The organism is Curtobacterium sp. TXMA1, assembly GCF_020162095.1.
Lineage (GTDB): Bacteria > Actinomycetota > Actinomycetes > Actinomycetales > Microbacteriaceae > Curtobacterium.
Genome location: NZ_CP083910.1, coordinates 130,888 through 144,037 on the forward strand (window position 1 = coordinate 130,888; position 13,150 = coordinate 144,037).

General features: G+C 72.8%; 13 protein-coding genes. All 13 read left to right on the plus strand.

From position 1 onward, the window contains the following. Positions 1 to 2 precede the first annotated feature (2 nt). The 13 genes from LCG91_RS00710 to LCG91_RS00770 all read left to right on the plus strand — a co-directional run bounded on the left by LCG91_RS00710 (position 3) and on the right by LCG91_RS00770 (position 13,118). Positions 3 to 1,766, plus strand: a complete 1,764-nt coding sequence (locus LCG91_RS00710) for a PH domain-containing protein (protein ID WP_224442133.1) — start codon at positions 3 to 5, stop codon at positions 1,764 to 1,766. Further along, the gene (locus tag LCG91_RS00715; protein ID WP_224442134.1) at positions 1,763 to 2,455 is read left to right on the plus strand and encodes a Rossmann-like and DUF2520 domain-containing protein; all 693 of its coding nucleotides are present in this window, start codon (positions 1,763 to 1,765) and stop codon (positions 2,453 to 2,455) included. The genes LCG91_RS00710 and LCG91_RS00715 overlap by 4 nt, the downstream gene beginning before the upstream one ends. 196 nt (positions 2,456 to 2,651) lie before the next feature. Next, positions 2,652 to 3,914 carry a choice-of-anchor G family protein gene (locus tag LCG91_RS00720; protein ID WP_224442135.1) on the plus strand — a complete coding sequence of 421 codons (1,263 nt, stop codon included), beginning with the start codon at positions 2,652 to 2,654 and terminating at the stop codon, positions 3,912 to 3,914. Continuing rightward, positions 3,914 to 4,099, plus strand: a complete 186-nt coding sequence (locus LCG91_RS00725) for a hypothetical protein (RefSeq protein ID WP_224442136.1) — start codon at positions 3,914 to 3,916, stop codon at positions 4,097 to 4,099. The genes LCG91_RS00720 and LCG91_RS00725 overlap by 1 nt, the downstream gene beginning before the upstream one ends. 264 nt (positions 4,100 to 4,363) lie before the next feature. Next, positions 4,364 to 5,722 (plus strand): glycosyltransferase family 2 protein, encoded by a 1,359-nt coding sequence (locus LCG91_RS00730; RefSeq protein ID WP_224442137.1) that lies wholly within the window; start codon positions 4,364 to 4,366, stop codon positions 5,720 to 5,722. A 1-nt stretch (position 5,723) separates the two neighbouring features. Further along, entirely contained in the window at positions 5,724 to 6,332 is a 609-nt protein-coding gene (gene xrtS, locus LCG91_RS00735) for an exosortase S (protein ID WP_224442138.1), read from the plus strand. Then, complete coding sequence (locus LCG91_RS00740; RefSeq protein WP_224442139.1) at positions 6,332 to 7,180, plus strand: septum formation family protein; 849 nt, start codon at positions 6,332 to 6,334, stop codon at positions 7,178 to 7,180. The genes xrtS and LCG91_RS00740 overlap by 1 nt, the downstream gene beginning before the upstream one ends. Next, complete coding sequence (locus LCG91_RS00745) at positions 7,173 to 8,972, plus strand: hypothetical protein (RefSeq protein WP_224442140.1); 1,800 nt, start codon at positions 7,173 to 7,175, stop codon at positions 8,970 to 8,972. Before LCG91_RS00740 ends, LCG91_RS00745 begins: the two co-directional genes overlap by 8 nt. Further along, a complete protein-coding gene (gene wecB / locus LCG91_RS00750; protein ID WP_224442141.1) occupies positions 8,969 to 10,096 on the plus strand; it encodes a non-hydrolyzing UDP-N-acetylglucosamine 2-epimerase in 1,128 nt (375 codons plus the stop codon). Before LCG91_RS00745 ends, wecB begins: the two co-directional genes overlap by 4 nt. A 56-nt stretch (positions 10,097 to 10,152) precedes the next feature. Beyond that, entirely contained in the window at positions 10,153 to 10,845 is a 693-nt protein-coding gene (locus LCG91_RS00755; RefSeq protein WP_224442142.1) for a class F sortase, read from the plus strand. A 41-nt stretch (positions 10,846 to 10,886) separates the two neighbouring features. Then, positions 10,887 to 12,392: a lysine--tRNA ligase gene (gene lysS, locus LCG91_RS00760; RefSeq protein WP_224442143.1), complete on the plus strand. Its 1,506-nt coding sequence runs from the start codon at positions 10,887 to 10,889 to the stop codon at positions 12,390 to 12,392. 116 nt (positions 12,393 to 12,508) lie between these two features. Further along, a complete protein-coding gene (locus LCG91_RS00765; protein WP_058749396.1) occupies positions 12,509 to 12,712 on the plus strand; it encodes a hypothetical protein in 204 nt (67 codons plus the stop codon). Between the two features lie 67 nt (positions 12,713 to 12,779). Continuing rightward, positions 12,780 to 13,118: a hypothetical protein gene (locus tag LCG91_RS00770; RefSeq protein WP_224442144.1), complete on the plus strand. Its 339-nt coding sequence runs from the start codon at positions 12,780 to 12,782 to the stop codon at positions 13,116 to 13,118. Positions 13,119 to 13,150: the final 32 nt, after the last annotated feature.

Here is a 13,150-nt window from a genome sequence, read left to right on the forward strand (position 1 = left end):
TCGTGACGTTCCGACCCGGACCGCCCCCGCCCGCGCCGCCGCGGCAGGGCAACGCCGCCGCGGCGGCTCCGCTGACGGACGGCGAGTGGCACCGCCTGCACCCGTTGACACCGCTGCTCAAGGGCGGGATCTTCCTGATCGTGGTGCTCGGCTACACGCTGAGCAACCTGCGCGACCAGCTGCTGGAGTTCTTCGTCCCCGGCCCGGCCCCGCAGGAGGACGGCGACCCGGTCCGCTACGTGTACGAGCACGGCGCGGTCGGCTGGGTGCTGCTCGGGGTGGTCGTGGTCCTGGTCGTGCTGATCGGGCTCTTCTACGTCTCCTGGCGGATGCACGAGTTCCGCGTCACCGGTGACGTGGTCGAGGTCCGCTCCGGCGTGTTGTTCCGCAGTCACCGCAAGGCGCGGCTCGACCGCATCCAGGGCATCAACATCTCGCGGCCCGTGGTCCCGCGGATCTTCGGGACGGCGAAGCTCGAGATCGCCCAGGCCGGCAACGACGCCAACGTGCAGCTGGCGTACCTCGGGGCCCGGGCGGCCGACGACCTGCGGCAGCGCATCCTCGTGCTCGCCTCCGGGGCGCAGGACGACGAGCGGACCGACGCACGAGCGTCGAACGGTGTGCTGCAGGACCGCGTCGACGAGCTGTTCTCGCCGGAGCTCGACCCGGCCGCGGTGCACGCGACGCGCGTCGTCAAGGTGCACCCCGGTCGGTTGATCGGGTCGATGCTGCTCTCCGGCACCACGGTCTTCTTCGTCGTGGTGATCGTGGCGATGATCGTCAGCATCGCGATCACCGGCGAGTACGGCATCCTGATCGGCCTGTTCCCCGTGGTGATCGGCGCCGGCGGCTACACGGTCCGGAAGTTCTCGCGCTCGCTGCAGTACACGATCGCCGAGACCCGCGACGGCATCCGCATCGGCTTCGGGCTCGTCTCGACCTCGAACGAGACGCTGCCGCCGGGCCGCATCCACGCCGTGAGCGTCGCACAGCCGCTGCTGTGGCGTCCGTTCGGCTGGTGGGACGTCCGCATCAACCGTGCGACGAACGCCGGCAACGGCGCATCGACCAACCAGCAGGTCTCGTCGATCGTGCTGCCGGTCGGCCGCGCCGAGGACGTCCGCCAGGTCCTGGACATCATCCTGCCGGGGCTCGTCGGCACCGCCGTGGCCGGGCCGACGGCGTCCCGAGAGGAACTCCGCGAGGGCTCGTCCGAGGCCGTCAACGTCGTCGACGACAGCCTCACCACGACCGGGGACCGCGGTGGCTTCGTGCACTCACCGCGCCGCGGTGCCTGGCTCCGTCCGCTGTCGTTCCGCCGCAACGGCTACCGCTTCGTGCAGGGTGCGGTGCTGCTCCGGCTGGGGGCCGTCTGGCGGTCGCTCGTGATCGTGCCGTTGCCGCGGGTGCAGAGCGTGAAGGTCGAGCAGGGCCCGCTCGAGCGGCTGCTCCGGCTCGCGACCGCGCACGTCCACACCGTGGCCGGTCCGGTGTCCGCACGCATCGGCGCGCTGGACGCGCTGGACGCGCAACGCCTGTGGTCGGAGACCGCGCACCGCGCCGTCGAGGCGGCCGCGGCCGACACCACGCACCGCTGGCGCGCCCGGGAGGCCCACCGCGCCCCCGCCACGCACGCCCCGCACGGACGGACGGTGCCGACCACCGCCGGTCCGGCCCCCACGGGCACGTGGCGGGCCGACGGTGGGTCGCAGGGCGCGCCTCCAGGCCGCTGGTCCGACGTCCCGCCGCCCGGAGCGGTGCGGTGAGGGCCGGACGACTCGGCGTCGGCATCGTCGGCGCGGGGAAGGTCGGGCCCGTCCTCGGGGCGGCCCTCGCGAACGCCGAGCACGCGGTGGTCGGCGTGACGGCCGTGTCCGACGCCGGCCGCGACCGGGCCGAGGCGATGCTGCCCGGCGCACCCGTCCTGGCGACCCCCGACCTGGTCGAGCGGAGCGAGCTCGTGCTGCTCGCGGTGCCGGACGACCAGCTCGCCGGACTGGTGCAGGGCCTGGCCGACGCCGGGATCTGGCAGCCCGGGCAGCTCGTCGTGCACACCAGCCCGGACCACGGCGTCGAGGTGCTGCGGCCGGCCCTGACCGCAGGCGCCATCCCGCTCGCGATCCACCCCGCGATGGCCTTCACCGGCACGAGCGTCGACCTCGCTCGGCTACGGGACGCCTACTGTGCGGTGACCGCTCCGGCGCCCGTGCTGCCGATCGCGCAGGCGCTCGTCGTCGAGATGGGCGCGGAGCCGTTCGTCGTCACCGAGCAGGACCGCCCCGCGTACGCCGACGCCGTGCGTGCCGCGGTCTCGTTCTCGACCGCGATCGTCGACCAGTCCGCCGGGACGCTCTCCGGCATCGGCGTGGAGCACCCCGGCCGCGTGCTCGGTGCCCTCGTGCGCTCCGCCGTCGACAACACGCTCGCCGCGGCCGACGGCCAGGCCGCGCTGTAGCGGAACCCTCCGTCGACCCCCGAAGAGGGGCACGAACCGAGGGTCGTGCTCTTCCTGTGCTTCCTGCTAGCGTCGAGATCGCCTCAACTCCGTCTCACCAGCGGAACGGGGCCAGGATCCGTCCTCACCAGGCGGATCCGTACGGCTCGCTCTCACCAGGCGGGTCCTCATCCAGAGATCAGATGGAGTTTCCCCCATGCCGCGGCACACCCTTGCCGCGACCTCCGCGGGCTTCGCTTCGGCGACCGCTCTCGGAGTCGCGCTCACCCTCCTCATCCCGACCGCGGCGCAGGCAGCGCCCGTGGTCTCCCAGGCGAACGGCCGACTCGTGTCGACCACGCTGCTCACCACCGGCACCCTCGACTCGATCGCGTCGCTCCGTGGCGCGTCGGCCATCAACGAAGACGGTTCGACCGACGTCGTCGCGAACACCCCGCTCGACGCCACGGCGCTGCAGTCCGTCGGGCTGCAGAGCGGGGGCGTGAACCTGTTCGGCAACAACGGCATCATCCAGCTCGGCGCGGTCGGGCAGTACGCGGTCGCGAACGCCGACGGGTCCTCCGCCGCGTTCTCGGGCGCGGTCAGCCAGGCACCCAGCCTGGTCGGCGTCGCGTCGAACCAGGTCTCGGCGTCGAACCTCGGGGCGCCTGCGGGCAACAGCAGCGCGCAGATCACGGTCGGAGCGCCGGCGTCCGCCGTCAGCCTCGACGTCCGTGCCGGAGCGCTCGCCGCCTCTGCACGACAGACCGTCGACGGTGCCCAGACCGGCCAGTACACGGTCGGCGCGCTCACTGTGAACGTCGGTGGGACGACGCTGTCGAACACGCTGTCGACACTGCGCGGAGCGCTGCAGCCCGTGACCGCTGCACTCGGGATCGCCAACCCGATCTCGGCTGACGGCACCGTCCAGGTCTCGCTGGCCGAACTGCTCACGGCCGCCGGAGTGTCGGACGTCAACCAGCTGCCGCCGAACACGAACTTGCTCCAGTTCGTCCCCGCAGCTGTGACCACGCAGGTCACGTCCGCTGTCAACGGCGTGCTCGCACAGGCGCAGGCCGAGGTCACACGACTCGGGCCGGTGCTCGGCGCAACGCTGTCCGGCGTCCTGAGCATCGCGACCGCGACGCTGACGCCGGTCCTCACGGGGCTCAACTCGACGCTCACCGGCCCGCTCGGGACCGCGATCGACGGGATCGCGCAGCTCAACGTGAACGTCAAGGCCAACGGTGCCGACGGGTCCTTCACGCAGACCGCGCTCCGCGTCGGCCTGCTGAACGCCGGTGCACTGACCACGGTCGACCTCGCCTCGGCGACCGTCGGCCCGAACGCCGGTCGTGCGGCCGTGCCGATCGCGAACCCCGCCTCGGCAGGGATCGCGGGCGGTGTGGGTCTGCTCGTCGCCGCGGCCTTCGCCCTCACGATCGTCCGTCGTCGTCGGGCCCTCGCGGTCGCTCGCTGATGTACACCGGCAGCGGCAGCGGCATCGTCGGACCCGCGGTGCTGACCGGCGGCGCGGTCATCGCCGGGTCGCAGACCACCTTCGGCCCCTTCCTCCTGCTGGCGGTGGGCATCGCGATCGTGGCCTTCATCGGCATCCGCACGCTCTACCGACGACGCCAGCAGCGTTCCGGCCCGCTCGGGTAGCGCGCCGGGACCGCCGCCGCACCGCTCGGGGCGCGGCACCGTCCGGGGACGGTGCCGCGCCCCTCGGGAACCGTCACACGACAGCGTTCGTGCCCAGCGGTCCCCACCGGTCGTCGCCCCACGGGCGGCTCCGGCCCCGCCGACGGGCTCCTGCCCCGTCCGGCACCTGCGGTCGACCCCTCACCACGGTCGGCCCCTCCCGTGGCACCGCGCCGTTCCCGAGGCGTGGTGCCACGGGCCTCGACCACCCTGGAGCCGTCGACCGTGACCGCAACCGAGTCCGCGCAGATCCTGGCCTTCGTCCTGCTCGTGATCTTCCTGGCGTACGTCCTCGCCATCCTCGTGCCGTTCCTCCGCCGCCGCCCTGACCGCGAGGGCGACGCCGAGGCGTTCACGTGGCACGCCTTCGTGCCCTGCCGGGACGAGGAGGTGGTCATCGGCGCGACCATCGAGCGGATGCGTTCCCGGTTCCCGGCGATGCACGTCTGGGTGATCGACGACGACAGCGACGACCGGTCCGCGGAGATCATCGCCGCGCGCGCGGCGATCGACCCGAACGTCCACCTCGTGCAGCGCCGTCGCCCGGCCGCGCGGACCGGCAAGGGCGACGCGCTGAACGCCGCGTACGCGCAGCTCGACGCGTGGCTCCCGGCGGGGACCGACCGTGCGGCGGTCGTCGTCGTGGTCGTCGACGCCGACGGGATCCTCGCCGAGAACGCCCTCCGGCAGGCCGCTGGCCGCCACGCCTTCGGGAACCCTGCGACCGGCGCCTGCCAGGCGGCCGTGTGGATGTCGAACCGCGACGACCGGGACCCTGCCGGCGCGGCCCCCGGTCGGCTCGGCCGCTGGTGGTCCCGGTACCTGATCCGGATGCAGGACATCGAGTTCCGCACGACCATCGCGGCCATGCAGTGCCTGCGCGGCCGGACACTCTCCGTCGGACTCGGTGGGAACGGGCAGTTCACCCGGCTCAGCGCACTCGACGCCATCGCGCAGGGTGAACGGACGCCGTGGCACGGGTCGCTGCTCGAGGACTACGAGCTCGGTGTGCACGTGATGCTCGCCGGGTTCCGGAACGTGTACCTGCACGACACGCACGTCGAACAGGAGGCCCTCCCCGGCACACGACGCCTGCTCACGCAGCGCACGCGGTGGTGCCAGGGCGGCATGCAGTGTGCGCGGTACCTCCTGCGGATATTCACCTCACCGCACGTCACCAACGCAGGGGCGCTCGAGGCCAGCTACTTCCTGGTCCAGCCGTACCTGCAGATGGCCGGCGTCCTGCTCTGGCCGACCGTGTTCATCGCGATGATCGCGCAGGGCTCGGTCTCGGAGGGCTCCTTCTGGGCCTGGTTCGCCGAGGCCTGGTGGCTCCTGCCGCTCGTGGTCATCACCGGCATCGCGCCGTTCGCGCTCTGGCCGCTCATCTACCGCCGGCACATCGGCGGACGGACCGGCCTCGGCACCACGCTCGGTTGGGCCCTCGGCTACTGGATCTACATGTACCAGAGCTACGTCTGCGTGCCGCGGGCCTTCACCCGCATCCTGACCTCCCGCAACGGCTGGGCGAAGACCCGTCGCAACGCGGAGACCGACCACCTGTTCGTCGCCAAGGAGGCCTGACGTGTCGCACGCCGTGACCGCCCCCGTCGTCTCGTCCGCCGGCCCCCGCCGGGCCGTCGGTCTGCTGCTCCTCGCGCTGGCCGCGACGCTGCTCGTCGTCCAACCGACCTTCCGCGTCGTGGAGGCCGAGATCACGGCCTGGGTCGTCGGTCAGTTCACGGACGGCCGGTCGAACGCGGCCGTCGACGTCATCTACTTCGGCATCGGGACGCAGGACGTGCACGGCATCCAGATCACGCCGATGTGCTCGACGGTGGTCCTGCTCGTCCCGCTGCTCGCACTCGGCGGCGTGCTCATGCTGCTCGGTTCGGTGCCGTTCCACCGCGCGGCCCTGGCCCTGACCGGGGCGTTGGCGATCGCGGTCGTCTGCAACGTGATCCGGTACGTCGGGTCCTCGGTGGCGCTCCAGCGGTGGGGCACCGCGGGCTTCGACGTCGTGCACGAGTACGTCGGGTCGCTGTTCGTGATCTTCGGCTTCGCCGGTGCGGTGCTGATGCAGGTCGTCGTGTCGGTCCGCGGTCGGCGCCGGGCCCGAGGTCCGGTGCCGCAGGGCGACGTCGGCGCGGGGCGCGCCGCGGGTGTGCGTCGCGGTGGGCGGCGGCGGGCCTGATGGGACGGGGGACCGGAGCGTCGATCGCCCGCGCGGTCGGTCGAGCCGCCGCGTCGGCGGCGGTCGTCGTGGTCGTCGCCGCGACAGCGGGGTGCGCCGTGCTGGACCGGCAGCCGCCGACCGCCTCGACGCCGGCACCCGTCGGGACCTGCTTCGACCTCCGCTACCTCGCCGAGGTCACCGCGGTCAGTCTGGGTGCTCCGGCCGTCGACTGCGACGACGAGCACACCTTGCAGGTCTCCTCGACCACCGAGCTGACGGGGTCGCCAGCCGACCAACGGGAACGCCCGACGCAGCAGGTCCTGCAGCGGATCGCGAGCCGCTCGTGCGGGTACGAGCAGGCGCGGTCGTTCGTGGGGGCCGCGGAACGTGACGGGGTCGTCCCGCTCGCGACGTGGGCGTACTGGCCGACCGCCGCCGAGTGGGCGGACGGCGACCGTCGGGTGACGTGCGCGGTCGGACTCACCGGCGGCGGTGGCGGTCCGCGCACCGTGACCCGCTCGCTCGAGGGCGTGCTCCCGACCCGCTCGTCCGCCGCCGTCCGGCAGTGCTACCGACAGGAGGCCCGGCCGGACGGCACGTGGCAGCCGACCGGGACGGCCGTGCCCTGCTCGGCGCCGCACAGCAGCCAGGACGTCAACGCCTGGCTCGACGTCTCGACCGGGGCCCCGACCCAGCAGGACGTCGAGCGGATGTGCGGCCCCTACGTCGGTGACTACCCGACGACGTTCGTCACGGGCGTGGCCGTGCAGCAGACGAACGGGACCTACTCACTGCACTGCGCCGTCGGAGGAGACAGTCGTGCCGGACTCACCACGGGAGCGTTCCTCCCGACCAGCGATGGTTGACGCGGCCCCCACGGCGCCGACCCCGACGGCGCCGACCGCGATCGCGGCGGGATCCGCGGCGGCGGGACCTGCTGCGCCGAGCACGACCACCCCGGCCGCGCCCACCCGGGGCTCCCGGCGTGCCGCGAGCGCCTGGTTGCTGCTCGTCTGGCGGTGGGTCGCACCCGGTGGCCCGGCCGAGGACCCGCGCTCCCGGTGGGCCACCGCCGTGGTCGCGGGGTGCCTCACCGTCGCGGTGCTGCTCCTGCACCTGTTCGTCCCGACCGTCGTCGGGATGGGGGACCAGGGCGACGGGCAGCGTCTCATGTGCGCGTTCGGGGTCGCCAACGCGGCTCCGTACGACTACACCGCGAGCACGCAGTACGTGTTCACGCAGTGGGTCCCGCACCGGTGGGCCGGGGAGGCGTGCGGCGCGGGCGGGTCCGGCGAGCCGTACGTGTCGTCGCAGATGCTGCTCGTGTGGCCGGCCGTCGTGCTGACACCGCTGTTCGGGTGGGGCGACGGGATCGACACGCGTGCGGTCGGCATCGTCTGCGTGCTCCTCCTCGGGGTGCTGATCGCGCTGTTCGTTGCGTTCCTGCCCGGTCGTCCCCTGTTCCGGCTGATCGCTGCCGCGCTCGTCGTCGCGGTCGTCGGTGACGGCGTCTTCGCCCGGTTCTTCGTCTCCCCGTACTCCGAGGCCGCGTGCTTCCTCGGGGTCCTGGCGATGGTGGTCAGCCTGCTGGCGATGTGGCGGCGAGGCGATCCGACGTGGTGGGGGATGCTGCTCTTCGCGCTCGCGACGGCCTTCACGATCACCGCGAAGACCCAGATGGTCGCACTGCTCCCCGCCGCGGCCCTCGCACTGCTCTGGTCCCCGCTGCGCTCGCGGAGCCAACGAGCGCCCCGGCCCCGGGGTCGCGTCGTCCCCCGGCTGGTGGGTGGATCCCTCGTCGTGGTCCTGGCCGCGGTCGCCGTCGGGTACGCGGCCGTCCAACCGCGGCACTTCGCCCTGCTCAACACCTACAACGCGGTGTTCGTCGAGATGCTCCCGCACAGCCCGGACCCCGAGGGCGACCTCCGGTGGTTCGGCCTGCCGGCGGACTGGGCGTCGAGCAGCGGTACGACCGTCGCTTCGGAGAACGCCGCGGTCCACCGGCCGGACTTCCCCCGGTTCACCGAGGAGGTCTCGCAGGGCAGGATCGCCCTGTTCTACGTCACCCACCCTGCCCGGCTCGTCGGGATGGCGGACCGGGGGCTCGAGGCGATGACGCAGCCGGTGCTCGGCTACGTCGGCGCGTACCCTCCCGACGTCGGCGCCGAGCCGTGGCAGCAGGAGCACCGCTTCCCGTTCGTCGTCGTCCTGTCGGCGCTGCTCGGCACGGTCCCGTTCGCCATCGTGCTGCTGCAGATCGTCGCGCTCGCGCTCGGACTCGGTCTCGCGTTCCGCCGCAGGCAGCTCGGCGACCGTGCAGCGGCCTTCGGGGCGACGGTCGTCGTCACCACGGTCGCGACGTGGGCGCAGTTCTGGGCCGTGATGCTCTCCGAGGGGGCGTCCGAGATCTACAAGCACCTGCTCGTCACCGACCTGCTCAACATGCTCCTGCTCGTGAGCATCCCGCTCTCCGCCGCGCTCCTCGCGCGCAGGATCGCCACCCCGCGCAGCGGGTCCGCTCGCGGAGCGCGACGCCGCACCGCCCCCGTCCGACGTGCGACGCACCTCGAGCCGCAGGGAGCCGTGCGCCGCTCCGCACACCGGGCGCCCCGTCGACTCGACCGACCCCGACCGACCGCCTCGGGAGGCACACGGTGAACCCACACGTCATGGTCGTCTTCGGGACCCGACCGGAGGCCATCAAGGTCGCCCCGGTCGTCCAGCGCCTCCGGGCGGACCCCGCGTTCGACACCACCGTGGTGGACACCGGGCAGCACGCCGGTCTGCTCGGGCCGATCCTCACCGCGTTCGGCGTCGATCCGGACGTGCGCCTCGACGTGGCCGTACCGGGACAGGACCTCACCGCCCTCGCCACCCGCACCATGACGGCGGTGGGCTCGGTCATCGCCCGGCGTCGGCCGGACCTCGTCCTGGTGCACGGCGACACGTCGGCGGCCGCGGTCACGGCGCTCGCCGCCCACTACGCGCACGTCCGTGTCGCGCACCTCGAGGCCGGGCTCCGTTCCTCGGACCTGTGGTCGCCCTGGCCGGAGGAGGCGAACCGCCGGGTGATCGGGCAGCTCGCCTCGGTGCACCTCGCTCCCACGCAGCGCGCTGCCGAGCAGCTGCTCGCCGAGGGCGCCGCCCCGGCAACGGTGCACGTGACCGGCAACACCGTGATCGACGCGCTCTTGCAGACGCTGGAGACGTCCCCACCGCCGCTGCCCGGACCGGTGCAGGCCGCGGTCGACGCCGGGCAGCGCATCGTCCTCGTCACGGGGCACCGTCGCGAGTCGTGGGAGAGCGGTCTCGCGGACACCGCGGCGGGCATCGCCGACACCGTCCGCGACCGCAGGGACGTGTTCGTCTGGGCGCCCCTGCACCCGAACCCGATCGTCCGGGCGGCGATCGAGCCCGCCTTCGCCGGTCTCGACCGCGTCCTGGTCGACGCACCGCTGGACTACCCGCTCTTCTGCCGGGCGATGCAGGCGGCGCACTGCATCGTGACCGACTCGGGCGGCGTGCAGGAGGAGGCACCGAGCCTCGGGACGCCGGTCCTCGTCACCCGCGACACGACGGAGCGTCCTGAGGCGCTGGAGGCCGGTGCCTCCCGGCTGATCGGCACCGACCGCGCCGTCGTCGGGGCCGAGCTCGCGGCGCTCCTCGACGACGAGGACCGGTACCGTTCGATGCGCAGAGCGGTGAACCCCTACGGCGACGGACGCGCGGCCGAACGAGTGCACGACGTCCTGCGCGCCGTGCTCGGCGGACCCGACAGGTGATGCGGGACCGGACGGCTCGCGGCGGACCTGCGGGACGGGCACGAGGTCGGACCGTCGTGACCCTCGCTGCGCTCGTGCTGGCAGCGGGTCTCGTCACCACCGGAGTCGTGGGGATCGTGCAGCAGGGCCAGCGGCCCGCCGCGGCGCCGACGTTGCCGGACCTGCGTGGCAACCGCGTCGACGCCGCCCTGGGGCTCGCACCGTCGCCAGCGGCCGTCCGCCGGATGGAGGTGCAGTCCGTCGGCGGTGCGACCTTCCGCGTCCCCGGGGTCGGGCTCGAGGTCCCGCTCCGCTCGCTCGTGACCGTCGACGACGAGGTCCAGCCGCCCACGTTCACGGATGCGTTCTGGATCCGTGACCTGGGGACCTCGGTCCGTGCGCCGCAGGCCGGCACGGTCTTCGTCGCGATGCACTCGCTCCGTGGTGGGGGCGTCGGCCCGGGCAACGCGCTCTACGACACGGCGACCGGAGCGGCGCGCGTCGCGACGGGCGACGCGGTGGAGGTCGCGGGGGTGCGGTACGTCGTCACCGGGACCAGGACGGTCCCGAAGCCGTCCATCAGCGGCGACGCGACGGTCTGGGCGGACGTCCCGGGGCGCCTGGTGGTGATCACGTGCCTGGAGCGACCGGACGGCGGCCCGTCCCGCGAGAACTTCGTCGTCGAAGCCCGGCTCGCAGACGGGGCCGCTCCCACCGGGACGCCGGGTGCAGCTACCGCCCGGACCGGTGCGGAGGGCAAGTCCGGGTAGCATCTCCACATCCCCCACGACCCCACGGAGCCGCACCAGCAATGAGCGAAGAGACCCCCGCCGCAGACGCCCTGTCCGCCGAAGAGACCAGCGAACAGCGACAGGTGCGGCTCGACAAGCGGGCCAGGCTCCTGGACGCCGGCATCGAGGCCTACCCCGCCGAACTGCCGATCACCACGACGATCCCCGCCGTGCGCGAGCAGTACGCGCACCTCGAGACGGGTGAGGAGACGCAGGACGTCGTCGGGATCGCCGGGCGCATCGTGTTCTCCCGCAACACCGGCAAGCTCTGCTTCGCGACGCTGCAGTCCGGCGACGGCGCGCGCGTCCAGGCGATGGTCTCCCTGGCCGAGGTCGGGGACGAGTCCCTGGCGCGCTGGAAGGAGTTCGTCGACCTCGGCGACCACGTGTTCGTGCACGGGCGCGTGATCTCCTCGCGTCGCGGCGAGCTGAGCATCATGGTCGACGAATGGGCGATGGCGGCGAAGGCCGTCCTGCCGCTGCCGAACCTGCACAACGAGCTGAACGAGGAGACCCGGGTCCGCCAGCGCTACCTCGACCTGATCGTCCGCGACCAGGCGCGCGAGACCGTCCGCGCCCGCGCCGCGGTCATGGCGTCGCTCCGGCAGACGTTCACCGGGCACGACTACCTCGAGGTCGAGACCCCGATGCTGCAGACCCAGCACGGCGGCGCCTCGGCCCGGCCCTTCATCACGCACTCGAACGCGTTCGACACCGAGCTCTACCTGCGCATCGCGCCGGAGCTCTTCCTCAAGCGCGCCGTCGTCGGTGGCATCGACCGGGTCTTCGAGATCAACCGGAACTTCCGGAACGAGGGTGCCGACTCGTCGCACTCGCCCGAGTTCGCGATGGTCGAGGCCTACCAGGCGTACGGCAACTACGAGCAGATGGCCGACCTGACGCAGGAGCTCGTGCAGAACGCGGCGAAGGCGGTGACCGGCGGCTCCCTCGTCGTCACGCTCGCCGACGGCACCGAGTACGACCTCGGTGGCGAGTGGGCCCGGATGGACATGTACGGGTCGCTGTCCGAGGCCGCCGGGCGGGAGATCACCCCGGAGACCCCGCTGTCCGAGCTGGTGGCGCTCGCCGAGGCCGAGGGGGTCGAGGTCGCGCACGCCACCCACGGCAAGTACGTCGAGGAGCTCTGGGAGCACTTCCACGGGGACGACCTGCACGCGCCGACCTTCGTGATGAACTTCCCGGTCGACACCTCCCCGCTGACCCGCGAGCACCGCACCCGCCCGGGCGTCGTCGAGAAGTGGGACCTGTACGTCCGCGGGTTCGAGCTCGCGACCGCCTACTCCGAGCTCGTCGACCCCGTCGTGCAGCGCGAGCGCTTCGTCGAGCAGGCGAAGCTCGCCGCGGGCGGCGACCCCGAGGCGATGCGTGTCGACGAGGACTTCCTGCGCGCCCTCGAGCACGCGATGCCGCCGTCGGGCGGCATGGGCATGGGCGTCGACCGCCTGCTCATGGCGATCACCGGCCTGGGCATCCGCGAGACGATCCTGTTCCCGCTGGTCAAGTAGGGACGCGACCGGTCGTCGGACGGGAGGCGCGGTGCCGGCTGGCACCGCGCCTCCCGTCCGTCCACCGGTGCCGTTCCGAGCAGGTGGCGGTCACCGGGGCGAGGTACGATGCTCCGGTGCCAGATGGAGTCGTGACCGGGATCATCTTCGCCGTGACGCCGACCGTCGTCGTCGGCCTGATCTTCTGGTTCGTGATGCGCGCGATCATGCGTGCCGACCGCACCGAGCGGTCCGCGTACGCGAAGGTCGAGGCCGAGGAGCGCGCACGCTACGAGCGCGAGCACGGCCGCCCCGCTCCCGCACCGACCTCCGCGGAGTAGTCCCGCGCAGGAGCTCGCGCTGTCGCGCGTCACCCGTCGTTCACCGACGGGTGGTGCACTCGTGCGCGTGGACGCACGACCGACGGATCGCACGCACCCGGCCGAACCGGCCGACCTCGATCCCGAGGACGCCTTCGGGCACTCGGTCCTGCCCGACGCGGCGCGGGATGCCGTGTGGGGCGACGAGGACGACGACGACATCGACGTCCGAGCGTCCGTCGTCGGTCACCGGCCGTTCACCGTGGCGTCGCCGGACCGGGTGAGCATCGTCCGCATGTCCACCACGCACGCCTTCACCGGCCGCAGCCTCGTCGGCGACATCGAGAGCGAGTACGACGAGTTCGACCGCGACGCCGATCTCGAGACCTCCAAGCGACGGGACGGGTGGCTCGAACCCTCCTGGTGACACCGAACTCCTGACGCTCTTCGGGGTACGAC

Excerpts from the sequence above, each read along its gene's own strand:
- LCG91_RS00720 (WP_224442135.1), top strand. The coding sequence starts at position 2,652 with ATGCCGCGGCACACCCTTGCCGCGACCTCCGCGGGCTTCGCTTCGGCG.
- LCG91_RS00725 (WP_224442136.1), top strand. The coding sequence starts at position 3,914 with ATGTACACCGGCAGCGGCAGCGGCATCGTCGGACCCGCGGTGCTGACC.
- LCG91_RS00740 (WP_224442139.1), top strand. The coding sequence starts at position 6,332 with ATGGGACGGGGGACCGGAGCGTCGATCGCCCGCGCGGTCGGTCGAGCC.
- LCG91_RS00745 (WP_224442140.1), top strand. The coding sequence starts at position 7,173 with ATGGTTGACGCGGCCCCCACGGCGCCGACCCCGACGGCGCCGACCGCG.
- lysS (WP_224442143.1), top strand. The coding sequence starts at position 10,887 with ATGAGCGAAGAGACCCCCGCCGCAGACGCCCTGTCCGCCGAAGAGACC.